Source organism: Mesorhizobium sp. YR577, assembly GCF_900116595.1.
Lineage (GTDB): Bacteria > Pseudomonadota > Alphaproteobacteria > Rhizobiales > Rhizobiaceae > Mesorhizobium_M.
The window spans coordinates 111,992-128,974 of sequence record NZ_FPBI01000005.1 but is presented as its reverse complement, the minus strand read 5'-3'; the positions used below and the strand labels follow the sequence as shown (position 1 = coordinate 128,974).

Annotated in this window: 18 protein-coding genes; 7 read left to right on the top strand and 11 right to left on the bottom strand. The window is 62.8% G+C overall.

Going from position 1 to position 16,983, the window contains the following annotated elements:
• Positions 1-125 precede the first annotated feature (125 nt).
• The 3 genes from BM413_RS09050 to msuE are packed head-to-tail and all read right to left on the bottom strand — an operon-like array spanning position 126 to position 1,985.
• The gene (locus tag BM413_RS09050) at positions 126-569 is read right to left on the bottom strand and encodes a cupin domain-containing protein (protein WP_091912532.1); all 444 of its coding nucleotides are present in this window, start codon (positions 567-569) and stop codon (positions 126-128) included.
• Positions 570-607: 38 nt separating this feature from the next.
• On the bottom strand, positions 608-1,417 hold the full coding sequence (locus BM413_RS09045) for an alpha/beta fold hydrolase (RefSeq protein ID WP_091912530.1): 810 nt from the start codon (positions 1,415-1,417) through the stop codon (positions 608-610).
• A 16-nt stretch (positions 1,418-1,433) separates the two neighbouring features.
• Complete coding sequence (gene msuE / locus BM413_RS09040; protein WP_091912528.1) at positions 1,434-1,985, bottom strand: FMN reductase; 552 nt, start codon at positions 1,983-1,985, stop codon at positions 1,434-1,436.
• A 219-nt stretch (positions 1,986-2,204) separates the two neighbouring features.
• On the opposite strand from msuE, the gene BM413_RS09035 reads away from it, so the two are divergent.
• Both BM413_RS09035 and BM413_RS09030 read left to right on the top strand, forming a co-directional pair.
• Positions 2,205-3,428: an acyl-CoA dehydrogenase family protein gene (locus BM413_RS09035; RefSeq protein WP_091912850.1), complete on the top strand. Its 1,224-nt coding sequence runs from the start codon at positions 2,205-2,207 to the stop codon at positions 3,426-3,428.
• A 146-nt stretch (positions 3,429-3,574) separates the two neighbouring features.
• Entirely contained in the window at positions 3,575-4,378 is an 804-nt protein-coding gene (locus BM413_RS09030) for a LuxR C-terminal-related transcriptional regulator (protein WP_091912526.1), read from the top strand.
• Positions 4,379-4,432: 54 nt separating this feature from the next.
• On the opposite strand, the gene BM413_RS09025 is transcribed toward BM413_RS09030, so the two are convergent.
• Positions 4,433-5,032, bottom strand: coding sequence for an NADPH-dependent F420 reductase (locus tag BM413_RS09025; protein ID WP_091912524.1), 600 nt, complete (start codon positions 5,030-5,032; stop codon positions 4,433-4,435).
• A 113-nt stretch (positions 5,033-5,145) separates the two neighbouring features.
• On the bottom strand, positions 5,146-5,811 hold the full coding sequence (locus BM413_RS09020) for a hydrolase (protein WP_091912522.1): 666 nt from the start codon (positions 5,809-5,811) through the stop codon (positions 5,146-5,148).
• Between the two features lie 117 nt (positions 5,812-5,928).
• Between BM413_RS09020 and BM413_RS09015 the strand changes: the two genes are divergently transcribed.
• Positions 5,929-6,858: a LysR family transcriptional regulator gene (locus tag BM413_RS09015; RefSeq protein ID WP_091912520.1), complete on the top strand. Its 930-nt coding sequence runs from the start codon at positions 5,929-5,931 to the stop codon at positions 6,856-6,858.
• Positions 6,859-6,899: 41 nt separating this feature from the next.
• Here BM413_RS09015 and BM413_RS09010 read toward each other — a convergent pair whose 3' ends face one another.
• From BM413_RS09010 to BM413_RS08990, 5 genes are all read right to left on the bottom strand, one after another.
• The gene (locus tag BM413_RS09010) at positions 6,900-7,601 is read right to left on the bottom strand and encodes an ABC transporter ATP-binding protein (RefSeq protein WP_091912518.1); all 702 of its coding nucleotides are present in this window, start codon (positions 7,599-7,601) and stop codon (positions 6,900-6,902) included.
• On the bottom strand, positions 7,588-8,376 hold the full coding sequence (locus tag BM413_RS09005) for an ABC transporter ATP-binding protein (RefSeq protein ID WP_091912516.1): 789 nt from the start codon (positions 8,374-8,376) through the stop codon (positions 7,588-7,590). The genes BM413_RS09010 and BM413_RS09005 overlap by 14 nt, the downstream gene beginning before the upstream one ends.
• Positions 8,376-9,329 (bottom strand): branched-chain amino acid ABC transporter permease, encoded by a 954-nt coding sequence (locus BM413_RS09000; protein ID WP_091912514.1) that lies wholly within the window; start codon positions 9,327-9,329, stop codon positions 8,376-8,378. Before BM413_RS09000 ends, BM413_RS09005 begins: the two co-directional genes overlap by 1 nt.
• A 2-nt stretch (positions 9,330-9,331) precedes the next feature.
• Positions 9,332-10,204, bottom strand: coding sequence for a branched-chain amino acid ABC transporter permease (locus BM413_RS08995; protein ID WP_091912511.1), 873 nt, complete (start codon positions 10,202-10,204; stop codon positions 9,332-9,334).
• Positions 10,205-10,273: 69 nt separating this feature from the next.
• Positions 10,274-11,410, bottom strand: a complete 1,137-nt coding sequence (locus tag BM413_RS08990) for an ABC transporter substrate-binding protein (RefSeq protein WP_091912509.1) — start codon at positions 11,408-11,410, stop codon at positions 10,274-10,276.
• Between the two features lie 231 nt (positions 11,411-11,641).
• Between BM413_RS08990 and paaG the strand changes: the two genes are divergently transcribed.
• Genes paaG through BM413_RS08970 form a run of 4 tightly spaced genes read left to right on the top strand, consistent with a single transcriptional unit; the run spans position 11,642 to position 14,822 of the window.
• Positions 11,642-12,433 carry a 2-(1,2-epoxy-1,2-dihydrophenyl)acetyl-CoA isomerase PaaG gene (gene paaG, locus BM413_RS08985; protein ID WP_091912507.1) on the top strand — a complete coding sequence of 264 codons (792 nt, stop codon included), beginning with the start codon at positions 11,642-11,644 and terminating at the stop codon, positions 12,431-12,433.
• Entirely contained in the window at positions 12,430-12,876 is a 447-nt protein-coding gene (gene paaI / locus BM413_RS08980) for a hydroxyphenylacetyl-CoA thioesterase PaaI (RefSeq protein WP_091912505.1), read from the top strand. Before paaG ends, paaI begins: the two co-directional genes overlap by 4 nt.
• 29 nt (positions 12,877-12,905) lie before the next feature.
• Entirely contained in the window at positions 12,906-14,216 is a 1,311-nt protein-coding gene (gene paaK / locus BM413_RS08975) for a phenylacetate--CoA ligase PaaK (protein ID WP_091912503.1), read from the top strand.
• 6 nt (positions 14,217-14,222) lie between these two features.
• Positions 14,223-14,822, top strand: a complete 600-nt coding sequence (locus BM413_RS08970) for a TetR/AcrR family transcriptional regulator (RefSeq protein ID WP_091912501.1) — start codon at positions 14,223-14,225, stop codon at positions 14,820-14,822.
• A gap of 51 nt (positions 14,823-14,873) precedes the next feature.
• Here BM413_RS08970 and paaZ read toward each other — a convergent pair whose 3' ends face one another.
• Positions 14,874-16,922 (bottom strand): phenylacetic acid degradation bifunctional protein PaaZ, encoded by a 2,049-nt coding sequence (gene paaZ, locus BM413_RS08965; protein ID WP_091912499.1) that lies wholly within the window; start codon positions 16,920-16,922, stop codon positions 14,874-14,876.
• Positions 16,923-16,983 lie beyond the last annotated feature (61 nt).

Genomic DNA, 16,983 nt, shown 5'->3' with positions numbered 1-16,983 from the left:
GTCCGTTCCCCTGTTCGGAAATTCATTTTCGCGAATTGATGCGCCTTTGCGGCGTTCATGATTGCCGGGCCATACCCGGTTCCCGCGCACCGCAATCGCAGCGAACGGGAAAGGCATGGATGTCTTCAGGCCGGAGGCGGCAGGAAGTCGACCTCGTGCTCGGCGGCGATGCGCACCACTTCGGCCGGATCGCCGACATTATGAATGCGTTCGAAAAGGCCGCGCAGCGCCCGCGTCGGCGAAACCCAGAACAGGCTGCTGACCGTACCGGAGGATTTGTTGAAGATGCCGTGCGGCTCGCCCATCGGCAGGCGGATGAGATCGCCGGCGTTGGCGATGACTTCCTTGCCGTTGAGCCAGAGGTCGAGACGACCTTCGAAGACCGAGATGAACTCGTCCTGCGTCGGATGAGTGTGCGGCGGCACGAAGGTGCCGGGCGGCAGGATCGCATGCCAGGCCATCGAAGCATCCGACTGTTGTTTCAGCGTGTAGGTCTGGCCAAGAATATTCCATTTGGCGCCGTCATAGGCTTCCTCGCTTTTGGTCACGCCGGCCTGCATCACAATCATTGATCTGTCCTTTTCGAGATATGTCGGTTCGGTGGTCTTCACGCAGCGAGGAAGTCGCGCAGGATTGCGACGGCGGCCGCCGGCTTTTCCTCGAACAGGAGATGGCCTGCATCTGCCACCAGTTCGAGCCGCGCGTTTGGAAGTCGCTTCAGCCAGGCGGACGCCTGGGCTGCCGGGCGCATGCGGTCCTCGCTGCCCCAAAGCAAAAGGGTCGGAACGCTGATGCGATGCAGCCAGCGGTCAAGCTTAGGATTGCCCTGCGGTTCGTCGCCGAGAAGCTTGCCGAACGCCATCATTTCGCGGCCGAGCGACTGGTCGAAGGCCGGATCGGGCACCTTCGGGAAATAGCCGATCGCCACTTGCGGATCATGCGTCAGGTAGCCCGGCAAATCCTGCGGCCCGACAGTCGAAAGGTCCGGCGCAGGATGCGCGCGCACCACCAGGCCGGCAGGCGCCACCAGTGCCAGCCGGCGCAGGCCGCTGCTCGTGCGCGCGGCATATTCGGCGGCGATCCAGCCGCCGAACGAGAAGCCGGCAAGGTCGAAGTCTGCGAGGCCGAGGCGATCGAACAAGTCGGCATAATGCAGCACATGGTCGTCGATCGATGCGATGTGCTCGCCGTCGGCGGATTCGCCGAAACCGGGATGGTAGGGAATGATCACGCGCGCATCGGCGGCAAGCAGGCGCGCGAATTCGAAGCCGGGAAAAGTGCCCGCACCATGGAGAAACACCAAGGGCTTGCCCTTGCCGATGCTGTGCACGACGGTGCGCACGCCGCCGATATCATACTCGGTGCGCTCGAAGCCGCTCATTGCTGGCGCAGATCTGGAGACGATTGCCTGGTTCATCCTGGGAAACTCCTTGCTATTCAGCCGCGACGCAGTCGGGACGCCCGACCAGGCTCGCAAGTTGATCGACGGCGGCAGCGATCCGCTGAAGCACCAGGGGACTTGCGGGCACACCGTCAGAAAAGTCCGCTTCGCTGGCATAGATCGCGGTCGGGATGGTGCAGGCCTCGAAGAAACCGAACAGCGGCCGGAGCTGATGCTCAACGACGAGGCAATGACGTGCGCCGCCGCCGGTGGCGGTGAGCAGCACCGGGCGATTGATCAGTGCGGTCGGCTGAACCAGATCGAAGACGTGCTTGAACAGGCCGGTATAGGAGCCCTTGTAGACCGGGCTGCCGACGATGAGGGCATCGGCGCTCTCGATCGCATCGACGATCGCCTTGGCGCGACCGCTCAGTCCGGCCGGCGAATACGCGCCCAGCCCGTCGCCGGCATCGACGAGATCGAAGATATCGACGTCGATGCCATGGCGTTTGTGCAGATTGGTGGAAACGGCTTCGACAAGCGCGCGCGTTTTCGACGGCCTCTGCGTGTTGCCGCAGAAGCCGATGACCCTGATGCCAGCCATCGATACGATACTCCCAGATCAGCGCAGCCGGCTCTTGGTTCTTGTGCGGGCCGCGCTTCAATTCCCGTCGACCGGCATCTTTCAAGTGTAGGGCGAGGCGCACAATCCCCCCAGTTGGGGGGGTTGCTGGCCCCCCGCCCCGTTGGAACACTGCACGAGGAAGAACCTGGCCGCTGAGCCTGGCCCGACAACCGAAAGACAAGGGTGGAGCCCGTGAACATGCCTGTTGCCAATCTCAAACAAGCCGCCAAACCGTCGCTTGCCGAAATGACGGCGCGTGTCGAAAGCATCCTGCCGGCAATCGAGGCGGCGGCGGAAGAAAGCGAGCAACTGAACCGGCTTGCCGACGGCACGTTCAAGCTTCTGCAGGACGCCGGGCTCTACAGCATGATGATGCCGAAGGAAGTCGGCGGCGCGGAGCTTTCCCATGTCGACGCCATGCGTCTCGGCGAGCGTGTCGCCTGGGCGCATGGTTCGGCGGGATGGTGCGTCATCGTCAACAACGCCGTCGGCGGGGTGATGTCATTGTTCGTTTCCGACAAGGGCGCCAGCGATATCTTTGCGCATGGACCCGACGTCATGGTCGCCGGTAACGGCGTGCCGCGCGGTTATGCGCGGCCGGTCGAGGGCGGCTACATGATCCGCGGCCATTGGGCCTATGGCAGCGGCATCCAGCATGCCGAGTGGATCCATTCCGGCTGTTTCGTCACCGACGCGACCGGCAAGACCATGGTGATGCAGCCGAACGGCCAGCCGGAGGTCGTCGTCACCCATCACCCGCGCGCCACGATCGAGCTGAAAGGCAATTGGGACGTGCTTGGCCTGCGCGCCACCGGCAGCTTCGATTACACTTTGAAAGACGCCGACGAGCTCTTCGTGCCGCATCACCTCTGCTACGGTCTCAACGAGGGCAATGCCAAGCGCGGCGGTCCGCAGGGCAGCCTCGGACTGGTCGGCTATACGGCATGGGGCCATACGACGTGGGCGCTGGGCGTCGGCCGGCGCATGCTGGACGAACTGGCCAAGCTTGCCGCCAAGCGCGTCGATGCCTTCGGCAAGATGAACGAAAGCGCGACATTCAAATATGAATTCGCCCGCGCCGAGGCGCGCTTTCGCTCGGCCCGCGCCTTCGCCTATCAGGCATGGACGAGCATGGCCGAAACATTCGCCGAAGGCGGCGAAGCTTCGCTAGAACAAATCGCCGACGTGAAGCTGGCGATGCGCCATGTGCATGATGTGATATCGGATGTCGGCACCTTCGCCCACCGCGCGGCACGGGGCGCTTCCCTGCACAACGGCATCATGCAGCGCTTCTACCGCGACATCCATTCGGGAACGCAGCACATTTTGATGGCCGACGAGATCGTACAGGAATGCGGGCGCGTCTATCTCGGCGCTGTCGGGGCGGACGCAAAATGGGGCGTGTTCGGCGTCGACGGCTGACCGTCGCGGGATCGCACGCACCCGCTTGCTTTTTCCTGCTTTTGCTGGAAACTCCTTGTCCGGCAAACAGGATGCTCGCTGAGGGTGGCGAGCCTTGCCGTGTCCGACAAGCCCAGAATGGGCGCGGACAAAAGGAGGAATGACGGATGCGCCGGTCCCCGGCCACGATAGCGGACTACTCGGCGGGCGCGGTCAGCGATGCCGCGCTCAACGTTGCCGCCAGCCGTTCGCTGGAAGCGCTCGGCGACGCCTGCCACCGCGAGATCGGCCGGCTGATCGGGTCGCCGACGGTAGGCCTCTATCTGCTCGACCGGGACAAGCCCTATCTGTTCTACAGCAAGCATGCGCCGGATGGGTTCATCCAGGAGTACAGCGCCGAATTCGACAAATACGATCCGCTGCTGGCCTATATCTGCGAAAAGGGACAGCCGGTGGACGGCTCGACGCTCGTCGGCGCCGCCGGCTGGCAAAGCTGCAACAATTTCGAGCTGCTGCGGCGCTGGGGGTTCATGCATTGCATGGCAGGGCCGCTTCGTGTCGATAACCGCGTGGTCGGTGTCGTCTACACGGCCAACCAGGGCGAGATCGGAGCCTATGAGTCACCGGCCGTAGACAGCATGCAGATCCTTTGCCGGGCCGGGTCGCTCGCGCTTACCACGATGGTCGAGACAGGCCGACTCAACGGCGCTCCGCCCTCCTGGATCTCGCAATCCGGCACGGCCTCACACGGCGAATACGCATCGCTCACCCGCGCCTCGGCCCTGAATCAGCTGCCGACGCGCTCGCGCGAAGTGGCGCTGCTTCTGTGCCACGGCCAGTCCAACAAGGAGATCGCAAGAGCGCTCGGAATATCGGCCTATACGGTCAAGGACCATATCGGCAGCCTCTGCCAGAAGCTGCATGCGCATAATCGCACCGAGCTTGTTCAAAGGCTGCTTACTACACATTGAGACAAGCTCGCTCCGCCTTGGGAGTTAGACCATCCGCGACAACGGCGGAGAGACTCAACCGATCTTGACGAGATTCAGGTTCGGCAGCGGGCCGCCGGGAAATTGAGCGAGCTTGCCGCCGACGGCCAGCGAGCCAAGATCGATCCCAACGAAACCGATCTGTTCGATCAGGGAAGCCACCTCTGCCTTGGCCGTGATGTCATCGCCGGAATAGAAAAGCACGCGCCGTCCGCCATCCGAACGTGGATCGGTGGCAAGCAACTCTGCGCGGAGATGATTGAATGCCTTTACGACGCGGGCTCCGGGCACCAGATCAGCAAATACCTCGCTTGATACACGGCCTCCGAGGTCTGCTGGCTTGAACAGCGGTGCCTCGATTGGATTGTTGGCATCGATCACAATGCGCCCTTTCCAATCTGGAAGGCCTGCCACCGCTGCCGGGAGCTTCGTCCAGTTCACCGCCACGAAGACAATGTCGGCGCGTGCCGCTTCCTCGCGGCTGCCAGCCTTGATGGACGGCCCAATTTCGCGGACCAGACCTTCAAGCGAATCCGCACCGCGGCTGTTTGAGATCGTGGCTTCGAGCCCTGCCCGAGCGAGCGTCCGGGCGAACGCGGTGCCAATCGCACCCGAGCCGATAATGCCAATGGTCATTTGATATTCCTTTCAGAGTTAGCGGTGGCGACCGAACGTACAAACGATCGACGTCAGACGATTGGTGCGGCACCGAGTTGTTGCATCCGTGAGAAGAGATTGGCGACAGCCGCTTATGCTCCGCCGCCGGCATTCTGACCGAGCAGTTGCAGTTCCCAGGCGAGCGCGATGCCGGTGCCGCCGCCATGCTCAAGAAACATCTCCCCGCCCCTCCTGGCGGTCTCTTCGCGGGCCCAGTCGCGCTGCAGTTCACCGGCCACCGCCATCCACGTGATTGGAACGACACCCGCCATATCCATGCGGCGCACGGCCATGTCGTGCGCTTCCACGCTCACGCCGCCTGACGCATCGGTGACCGCATAGACCTCGTAGCCCTCGCCCGCTGCCTGGATGGCCGGCATGGCAAGGCATATCTCCGACCAGAGCGCGGCCATGATGATCTTCTTGCGGCCCGTCTTCTTCACGGCATCGACGACACGCGCGTCTTCCCAGGTATTGATGAAGGTGCGATCGATTGGCTTCTGATCGGGAAAGACGTCTTGCAGGCCCTTGATGAGCTTGCCGCCACGGTCCTCAAGGACCGTCGTCAGAATCGTCGGCACGCCGAAGATCTTTGCCGTCTTTGCCAGCGCGATGACATTGTTCACGATCATCGTGGGTTCATGGCTGTGCAGATTGGCGAACTGGAACGGCTGATGGTCTATCAGAACCAGCACCGACTCTTCCGGCGTCAGCAAGGCCTTGAGGCCGTTCTTGGGGGCATTGGACTGGCTGGCCATGAGCGTTGTCTCCGGTTTGGCGCTGCGTTGTCTGCCCCTAGCTGTCGGTCTTTTATTGACCTATGAATAGACGGTAATCAGTTTCAATTCTTACAAGTATCACTTGAAAGAACGCTCATGGAGACACTTGCCAACCTCGAATCCTTCGTCCGAAGCGCGGAGGCCAGCAGCTTCTCGGTTGCCGCGCGCAGGCTTTCCCTGACGCCGGCTGCGGTCAGCCGCAACGTGGCGATGCTGGAGCGTAATCTCGGTGTCCGGCTGTTTCAGCGAACGACGCGCAAGTTGACCCTGACCGAGGCCGGAGAGCGCTTCCTGCTCACAGTGCAGGATCATCTGGAGGGGCTGCAGGCAGCGATCGCCGACGCTGCGACAGATCGTGGCGAGCCCGCCGGTGTCCTCAAGGTCAGCATGGGGTTGACGTTTGGCGCAGATTATATCCTGCCGACGCTGCCCACCTTCCTCGCGCGCTATCCCAATATTCGCCCAGACTGGCGGTTCGAGGCCAGACAAGTCGATCTGGTCGCCGAGGGATATGACGCCGCGATCGGCGGCGGCATTGACTTGACGCCAGGCTTGGTGACACGCACGCTCGCGCCCTTGCACATCGTCGCAGTCGCGTCGCCAGCATATATGAGAGGCAGGAAACAGCCTGCCGACCCCTCGGATCTGGCCGTCTTCGACGGCATTGTCATGCGCTCCACACGGACAGGACGAACCCGTGACCGCATCATGCGCAACGCCGCAGGTACGGAAATCCAGGCGACCCTGAAGGAAACGATCATATTCGATGATCCCGAGGCGATGTGCCGGGCGGCACTGCTCGGTCTCGGCGTGACATTGATCGCAGTCCCCCACGCGCTGCCGCATCTCGAGCACGGTGCGCTCGTCCGCCTGCTGCCGCAATGGTACGCCGACAGCGGACCAATATCGATCTACTACGCAAGCCGCAGGCAGCTGCCGGCCAAGACACGGGTCTTCGTCGATTTCATTGCCGAGGCGTTTCGCAATGATCGGCTGGCGGAACGCTTCGCGGGAAGCCTCGGCTGATATCGAACCGGCTGCGCCACGAACGACGGCGATGGCGGATGCTACACGCCCAGATAAGCGGCGCGGATGCGCTCATCGGCGATCAGTTCCTCGGCCGATCCCGACATGATGATGCGGCCGGTTTCCATGACATAGCCGCGGTCGGCGACCTGCAGCGCCGCATAGGCGTTCTGCTCGACCAGCAGTACCGTTATGCCCAGTTCCTTGAGATTCTTCACCACGTCCAGAATCTGAGCGACCAGGATGGGAGCGAGACCCATGCTGGGTTCGTCGAGCAACAGGCAGGCAGGCCGCGCCATCAGCGCGCGGGCGATCGCCAGCATCTGTTGCTGGCCACCCGAAAGTCCACCAGCGGCGAGGTTGCGCTTCTCCTTCAGGATCGGGAACAGAGCGAAGGCCTCCGTCATGTCCTTCTCAACCCGGTCGTCGGAAAACAGATAGGCGCCAAGGCGCAGGTTCTCCTCGACGCTGAGATTGGTAAATATCTGCCGTCCTTCCGGCGATTGCGACAGGCCAAGCGCCACGCGGCGATGTGCCGGAACCGCCTGCAGCGGTTCGCCTCGGAAAACCATTCCACCGCTGGTGATCGGCTGCACGCCGGAGATGCAGCGCAGGAGCGTAGTCTTGCCCGCGCCGTTGGCGCCTACCACCGTGACGATTTCACCCGAACGCACATCGAGATCGACGCCGTGCAGCACTTCGATGCGCCCGTAGCGCGAGCGCAGATTTTCAACCGAGAGCATGGCCGGCATCCTCCTTGGCCTGCACGCCGAGATAGGCTTCGATCACCTTTGGATCACGCGCGACCTGCTCGGGTTTGCCTGCCGCGATCTTCTCCCCGCGGTCGAGCACGACGATGTGGTTGGAGATGCGCATCACCAGTTTCATGTCGTGTTCGACGAGCAGGATGGCGACCCCGGACTTGGCGACATCGGCGATGAGATGGTCGATCTCCTGCGTTTCCACGGCGTTGCAGCCGGCTGCTGGCTCGTCGAGCAAAAGGATGCGCGGCTCCAGCGCCAGCGCCCGGGCGATCTCCAGCCGCTTCAGAGCACCGTAAGAAAGCGAGGATGCATCCTTGTCCGCCGCGCGGGCGAGACCCACCCGTTCCAGGAGTTGCATGGCAGCGGCGCGGGTCTCGGCCGTGCGCCGGCGCGAGCCTGGCATGGCGAACAGGTCGGCCAGCAAATTGCCGCGCTCCTTCAGGTGGCAACCGGACATGGCGTTTTCCAGCACCGTCATGTTCTGGAATATCTGCAGGTTCTGGAAGGTGCGCGACATGCCGCGCCGGGCGAGCAGATGCGGTGCCATGCCCGTCACTGCTTCGCCATCGAGCGTGACCGTGCCGCGCGCCGGCCGATAGGCTCCGCTGATCATATTGAACAGCGTCGTCTTGCCGGCGCCATTGGGGCCGATGACGGCAACGATCTCGCCCGGCTCGACCTGGAAGCCGACGTCATTGACGGCGCGCAGGCCGCCGAAATCGATGCCGAGACCTTCGACGGTAAGCAGCGGCATCACGCCCTCCCCCGCAACAGCCGCGACATGCTCGGCACCAACCCTGCCGGCATGAAGATCATCACCAGCATCATGATGAGGCCGAGGATCATGTGTTCATAATCCTGCAGCACCGTGAGAACCTGCGGCAGCATGGTAAGCAGCGCCGCACCCGCCACTGCGCCGGGCACGGAACCAGCACCACCCAACACAGTCATGGTGACGAGTTCGACCGAATGCAGGAAACCGGCAGCGTCGGGCGTGATGAACTTGTTCATCAGCGCGAGCAGCGAGCCGGACAGCGACGCATAGACGGCAGACAGCACGAAGGCGAAGAGCTTGTAGCGCGCGACATCGACACCGACCGTGCGCGCCGCGATCTCGGAATCGTGCAGTGCCCGCAATGCACGCCCGGACGGGCTGTCGTAGAGGTTCAGCGCAAGCCAGGTCCCGGCGAGCAGAAACAATCCGCTGAACGCGTACCAGAACTGGGCATTGGAAAGGTGGATGCCGATCGTTTCGATCAGCTTCCTCAGGCCAAGCTCAGGCACTTCGTGGCCATCCGGCCCGCCGGTGATCGACGCTTCGTTGGCGAGCACCATGGAGACGAGGATGCCGAAACCCAGCGTCGCGACGGCGAGGTAGTAGCCTTGCAGGCGCAGGATGGGGCGGCCAATCAGCCAGGCGAGCGCAGCACTCAGCGCGGTTCCGAGCAGCATGGCAAATGCCGGATGCAGACCGAGATATTGCGGGCCGAGCGCACAGGCATAAGCACCTATACCGGCAAAGCCGGCATGGCCGAGGCTGATCTGGCCGGCAAAGCCGATCAGGATGACGAGACCCGTTACAGCCAGGCCGTTGACGAAGATCAACGAGCCGATGCGGTAGTAGAAGTTGGACGGGAAGCCGAGAGGCGCAAGCAGAATGATGGCCAGCAGGACAAGCAGGGTGAGATGTTTGGAGGAGAGCCGCATCGTCACACCCGGTCGGTCGATTTGCCGCCGAACAGTCCTTGCGGCATGGCGAACAGCACCGCGAGGATGACAATGAAGGCGACGGCGTCCTTGTAGACCGAGCTGACATAGCCTGCCGTCATCGCCTCGATCAGCCCAAGCAGCAAGCCGCCGACAAGCGCGCCCGCCGGCACGCCCATTCCACCCAGCATGGCGGCCGCAAACCCCTTCAATGCATAGGCAACGCCGAGGTCGTAGCTGGTCAGCGTAATCGGGGTCATCAACACGCCGGCCAGCGCGCCGATGGCAGCCGACAGCGCGAAGGAGAGCGTCATCATGTAGTCGGTGTTGATGCCGACCAGCCGGGCGGCAACGCGGTTGTTTGCCGTAGCGAGGATCGCCTTGCCGGTCAGCGTGCGGGTAAAGAAGACGTAGAGCGAGGCAAAGACCATCGCCGCGCCGGCGATTACCCACAGGCCCTGCGGCAGGATCGTGGCGCCGCCGACGGTGATGGGTTCATCGCCGCTGAAAGACGGAAAGCGGTGCAGCTGTTTGTCGAAGACGAGCTGAGCGCCGCCGCGCAGGAAGATGGAGGCCCCGATGGTGATGATGATCAGGCTGACCACCGGCGCACCACGGGCTCGCTCCACCGCGAACTTGTTGAGCGCCACGCCGACGGCGGCCGCGGCGACAACGGCCAGCGCCGCCGCGAACGGCAGCGGCAAGCCTGCCTGCCAGGCAAAGAAGGTGACCATGCCGCCCAGCATGACGAACTCGCCCTGGGCGAAGTTCACCACATGCGAGGCGTTGTAGATGATGGTGAAGCCGAGCGCGACGAGCGCGTAGACCGCGCCTACCGTCACGCCTGACAGCACGTATTGCAGCAACTCCGTCACCGCGACTCCTTCCACTGTCGTGAGGCAGGAGGCGCGACTGCTATGCCGCGCCGATTATCTTGGCCAGGATTACTGGGCCAGCGCCCAGCCGCCATCCTTGATCTCCAGCATGCGGAAGGCGGTGAGATCGAGGCCGAGGTGATCGGTCGGCGACATGTTGACCACGCCGGTGACGCCGACATAACCCTTGGTCTGCTCGATGGCGTCGCGGATCGCCTGCGGTTCGGCCTTGCCGGCTCGGCCGATGGCATCGACCAGCAGCCGCAACGCATCATGGGCATAGCCGCCGAAGGTCGACGGCGCTGAGCCTGCCTTTTCCTCGTAAGCCTTCTTGTAGGCGGTTACGACGCCATACTGCGGATCGTCCTGCTTGAGCAGATTGGCGATGAGAATGGCCGTTCCCGGCAGCTTCACGCCGTTCGAGGCGGGACCGGCGAGCTCGATGAAGGCCTTGGAGGCCACGCCATGCGACTGGTAAAGCGGCGTCTTGATGCCGAGCTGGCCATAGTTGCGCGTGACAATCGCAGGCCCCTGCCCAAAACCGGCATTGAGGATCGCCTGCACGCCTTCCTTGCCGCGAATGTTGGTGAGCTGGGGTGTCATGTCGGCGTCGGTCGGGCCATAGGTCTCGTCGATCAGAACTTCGATGCCATAGTCGCCGATGACCTGCAGGCACTGCTTGTGCATCGACGCGCCGAAACCGTCGGAGCCGGAGATCATGCCGATCTTGGTGATGCCGCCGGCCTTCATGTTCTCGAAGATCTTGGCGCAGGCCATGCGGTCGGTGTGCGGCGTCTTGAAAGTCCAGGGCTGCACCGGATCGACGATCTCGACGGCGCCGGCGAGCGAGATGAAGGGAATCTCGGCGTCGGCCACCACCTGCATGATCGACATCGTCGTGCCGGTCGTCGATCCACCGATGATAGCGACGACCTCGTCGTCTTCGATCAGCCGCGTGGCGAAGGTGCGCGCCTTATTGGGGTCGCCTGCATCATCATAGGCGATCAAGTCGATCTTTTCGCCCAACACGCCGCCGGCAGCGTTGATCTCCTCCACCAGCATGCGCAGGGTTTTGGCTTCCGGATCACCCAGTGACGAGGCAGGCCCCGTCTCCGAGACGGTCGCGCCGATCTTGATGTCGGCAAGTGCTGGCGATGCCACGCCAAGCACGAGAGCAACGGCAGCAGTGCTCAAAGCAGATTTCATAGATTCCTCCCAGGTTGAAATATGCGCGCTCCGGCGCCGCCAAGGCACCAAAGGCAAAGTGTTCCCAAATGTCAGACAGCCCCGGCACCACACCCCTCCGGCGGGTAAGAAGCACGTCCACCTTCTCCCTTTCGAATTATTATTGACCGACCGGTCGGATTATGCAAGAGCTTTCTTACCGAGATTTCCTGATGGATTTTCTCAGCGGAGGAATTGGGAGGAATTCACGCAATGCAATCCGAAACGCTGCTGGCGTCGGTGGCGGACGGTGTCATGACGCTGACGCTCAACCGTCCCGACAAGCTGAATTCCTTCAACGAAGAGATGCATCGCGCGCTGCGCGCCGCGATAGAAAGCGCACGTGACGAAGCGACGGTGCGGGCGGTTCTTCTGACCGGTGCCGGCCGTGCTTTCTGTGCCGGCCAGGATCTCGGCGACCGCGATCCGCGCAATTCCACCGAGGCGCCGGACCTCGGCTATACGATCGAGACTTTCTACAATCCGCTGCTGCGCCTCATCCGCGCCCTGGACAAACCGATCGTCTGTGCGGTGAACGGCGTCGCCGCCGGCGCGGGCGCCAACATCGCGCTCGCCTGCGACATCGTGCTTGCGGCGAAGTCCGCCAAGTTCATCCAGGCTTTTTCCAAGATCGGACTGGTGCCCGACTCCGGCGGCACATGGAGCCTGCCTCGCCTGCTAGGTGAAGCCCGCGCCAAGGGACTGGCACTGACCGCCGAGCCGCTGCCGGCAGAAACCGCGGCGGCTTGGGGCATGATCTGGAAGGCCGTTGACGACGACCAACTCATGCCGGAAGCGGCAGCCCTGGCGAAGCGGCTGGCCGCCGGGCCGACCTTTGGGCTCGGCCTCATCAAACAGGCCATACAGGCCGCGGCCGCCAACACGCTTGACCAACAGCTTGACCTCGAACGCGACCTGCAGCGAAGGGCCGGCCGCAGCGCCGACTACGCCGAAGGTGTGGCGGCGTTCCTCGACAAGCGTCCGGCGGAGTTCAAGGGCAAATGACTGTCGACTTTGACGATCCGGCAGCATTGGCGACGGCTTCAGCCGCAGCGATGTGGCGCGACGACAGCGCCTCGCAGCATCTCGGTATGGTGCTGGAACATGTTGCAGCGGGCAAAGCGACGGTTTCGTTCATCGTGACCGGCATCATGACCAACGGCCACAAGACCTGCCATGGCGGCTATCTGTTCACGCTGGCGGATTCGGCCTTTGCTTTCGCCTGCAACAGCTACAACCAGCGCGCCGTGGCGCGGCATTGCGATATCACCTTCATCGCGCCCGCATATCTCGGTGACCGCCTGACTGCCACTGCGAAGGAGGTTTCGCGCGGCGGCCGCGACGGCATCTACGATGTTCGGATCATCAATCAGAAAGGCGAGCATGTCGCGGAATTCCGCGGTCAATCGCGAACCGTCAAAGGTACGCATCTGCCGACACCGGCGTAAAGCCGAACACGAGTTCTGGGAGGAACTAAATGGAAGACCTGTCTCCCCACCCGGGTGACCTTGAGCCGATCGAGATGGCCTCGCGCGACGAAATTTCCGCGCTGCAATTGAAGCGGCTGAAGACGACATTAGCGCACGCTTACCAGAACTCGCCGCACTACCGCGCAAGGTTCGATGAGGCAGGCGTTCACCCGGACGACCTGAAGACCCTTTCCGATCTGTCGAAGTTTCCCTTCACGGTGAAGAAGGACCTGCGCGACACCTACCCGTTCGGCATGTTCGCCGTGCCGCGCGAAAAGCTGGCGCGCATCCACGCATCGTCAGGGACCACCGGCAAGCCGACCGTCGTCGGCTACACCAGGAACGATATCGACACCTGGGCAACGGTGGTGGCGCGCTCGATCCGCGCGGCCGGCGGACGACCGGGTGACATCTGCCATATCGCCTATGGCTATGGCCTGTTCACCGGCGGCCTTGGCGCGCATTACGGCGCCGAGAAACTGGGCTGCACGGTGGTACCCATTTCGGGTGGCATGACCGAGCGCCAGGTGACGCTGATCCAGGACTTCAAGCCGCGCATTATCATGGTGACGCCGTCCTACATGCTGTCGATCCTGGACGAATACCGCAAGTTGGGCATCGACCCGCGCAGCACGTCGCTGGCAGTGGGCATCTTCGGTGCCGAACCCTGGACCAACGCGATGCGGCTGGAGATCGAACGCGATTTCGACATGCACGCTGTCGACATTTATGGCCTGTCGGAAGTGATCGGCCCCGGTGTCGCCAACGAATGCGTGGAAACCAAGGACGGCCTGCATGTTTGGGAAGATCATTTCTATCCCGAAGTCGTCGACCCGGAGACTGGCGAAGTGTTGCCCGACGGCGAGATGGGCGAACTGGTGTTCACCTCGCTGACCAAGGAAGCATTGCCGATCATCCGCTATCGCACGCGCGACCTGACCCGCTTGCTGCCCGGCACCGCGCGCGCCATGCGACGCATCGAAAAGATCACCGGCCGCTCTGACGACATGATGATCCTGCGCGGTGTGAATGTCTTCCCGACCCAGATCGAGGAGCAGATCCTGAAATGCAGCGGGCTTGCACCGCATTTCCAGATCGAGCTGACGCGCAACGGCCGCATGGACGACATGATTGTGCATGTCGAGGCAATGCCGAACGCAACCAACTCCGATGTCCGCGCGCACTCGGCCAAAGAACTTGCACACCACATCAAAAGCGTGGTCGGTGTCAGCATGAAGGTAAAGGTCGGCGATCCCGATTCGGTCGAGCGGTCAGCAGGCAAGGCAAAGCGTGTCGTCGACAACAGGCTTAAGGGATAGCAGGAAATGGCGAGAACGAGAGCCGCCGATTTCGACGACAAACGGCGCAGCATTCTCGACAGCGCTGCGGCAGTGTTCGCCAAGCTTGGCATGGAACACGCATCGATGGCGCAGATCGCCAAGGAAAACAACGTTTCCAAGGCCCTGCTCTATCACTATTACCCCAGCAAGGAACTGCTTCTCTTCGACATCGGACGCACGCATCTGATCGAGCTTGAAGCTGCCATCCAGAAAGCCGATCGTCCTGATCTGGATCCGCCGCAAAGGCTCCGCCATCTGATTGGCGGCGTTCTCGAGAACTACCGCACGGCTTCGAACTTCCATCAGGTTCTGCTCAACGGAACCGGATCTCTCTCCGAGGCCCAGCGCGTCGAGTTGCAGCAGATGGAGCGCCGCATCGTAAAGGCTTTTTCGGATGTGCTGATCAAGATCAATCCTGAACTGGGCAAGAAGCGCGCTGGCGTGACCCCGGTGACCATGTCGCTCTTCGGCATCCTCAACTGGACCTACATCTGGTTCAAGCCGAGCGGTGCCCTGAGCCGTGACGGCTATGCCGACATGGTGACGACGCTTTTCCTCAACGGCGTAACCTCACTAAACCGGTGAACATCGCAGCGACCGGCCGGTACCGGGTCTGGCCGCTGAAATGCGACGGCATCAGGTCTTCGCCACCATGGTGAGAACGTCGTACTGCGCGACCACCCTGGCGTCCTGGTTTGTCACCACGCAATCCCAGCGCACCTCGCCATAATCCTCGGTCTCGCGCGGGTTGATCTGCTTGGCCGTGAGCGTGACCTGAAGCGAGTCACCCGGGTTGACGGGGGTGAGGAACCGCAGCGAGTCCACGCCGTAATTGGCAAGCACCGGACCCGGCGCCGGATCGACGAATAGGCCGGCCGCGAAGGAGACGATGAGATAGCCGTGAGCCACGCGCCCCTCGAAGAATGGGTTGGCCTTGGCCGCAGCCTCGTCCATATGGGCGTAGAACGTATCGCCGGTGAAGGCGGCAAAATGCTCGATGTCCTCAAGCGTCACGGTGCGGCTGGCAGTAACGAGCTGATCGCCAATCTCCAGTTCCGTCAGCGACTTGCGGAAGGGGTGCACATCCTGGCGAACCTTCGCACCGGGCACCCAGCGTCCGGTGACTTCCGACATTAGCCACGGAGCGGCCTGGATGGCGGAGCGTTGCATGTAATGCTTGACGGAGCGCATGCCGCCGAGTTCCTCGCCACCGCCGGCACGCCCGGGTCCGCCATGCACCAGCATCGGCAGCGGCGAGCCATGCCCGGTAGACGACTTTGCGCTGGCGCGGTTGCCGATCATGATACGGCCGTGCCAGGGGGCGAGCGCCGCGACTGTATCGCGCGCGAAAACGGCATCATTGGTAAAGACGGAGGCGACGAGACTGCCTTTGCCGCGCCGCGCCAGTTCGGCCGCCTCTTCCGCCGTATCGTAAGGAATGATGGTGCTGACCGGACCGAAGGCCTCGACGTCGTGCACTGCCTGGGCTACATCCGGCCTGTCGCAATAAAGGAGCACGGGGTTGAGGAAGGCGCCCTCCTCCGCATTGCCCGAAACGATGCTGGGCCGGTCGGGATCGCCGGCGACGATCTCGGCATCGGCTTGCAAATCCTTGATACGCGCGCGCACTTCCTCGCGCTGTGCAAGGCTGGCGAGCGGTCCCATCTTGACCGTCTCGTCGGAAGGGTTGCCGAGTGCAGTCCTGGCCAATCTGTCGCCCAGCGCCTTGACCAGCGCCTCGACGCTGCCACGTGGTGCAATGACGCGACGGATCGCCGTGCACTTCTGGCCGGCCTTGACCGTCATTTCCCGCGCCACCTCCTTCACGAAGAGATCGAACTCCTCCGTGCCGGCCAGCGCATCGGGGCCAAGGATCGCGGCATTGAGGCTGTCGGCCTCCATGGTGAAGCGCACCGAGTTCTCGACGATCGACGGATGCGTGCGCAGTCGGCGGCCGGTGCCGGCCGAACCGGTGAAGGTGACCACGTCCTGGCAGTCGACATGGTCGAGCAGGTCGCCGACCGACCCGCTGATCAATTGCAGGGCTCCCTTCGGCAAGATGCCGGTATCGATGATGCGACGCACCATCAGCTCGGTCAGATAAGCAGTCTGGCTGGCCGGCTTGACGATTGCCGGCATGCCTGCCAGCAGCGTCGGCGCAAGTTTTTCGAGCATGCCCCAGCAGGGGAAATTGAAGGCGTTGATATGGACCGCGACACCTTCCAGCGGCGTCAAAATATGCTGGCCGTAGAAGCTGTTGTCGCGCGAAAGCGATTCCGCGTCCCCGTCGACCAGAACGCGTGTGTTGGGCAATTCGCGCCGCCCCTTTGAGGCGTAGGAAAGCAGCGTGCCGATGCCGCCCTCGATGTCGATCCAGCTGTCGGTGCGCGTCGCGCCGGTAGCCGTGGAGAGCGCATAGAATTCCTCCTTGGCCTCCATCAGCGCCTGCCCGAGCGCCTTCAGCATCAGCGCCCGTTCGTGAAAGCTCATCTTTCGCAATACCGGCGAACCGTTTTCCCGGCCAAAGCGCAGAGCGGCTTTCATGTCGAGGCCACTGGCGTCGATCTGGGCGACGGCTTCACCCGTGGACGCATCGAGCAGCGGGACGGCCTTGCCGGCGCCGCGCACCCATTCGCCGGCAACGTAGGATTCGAGCTGGCGGATTTTGGTCAAAGGAGCGTTCATCGGTTGGTTCCTCAATCGGCTTGGATCGTCTCAGTGGCGCGCAGAAAGGGAGCAGTTTCCA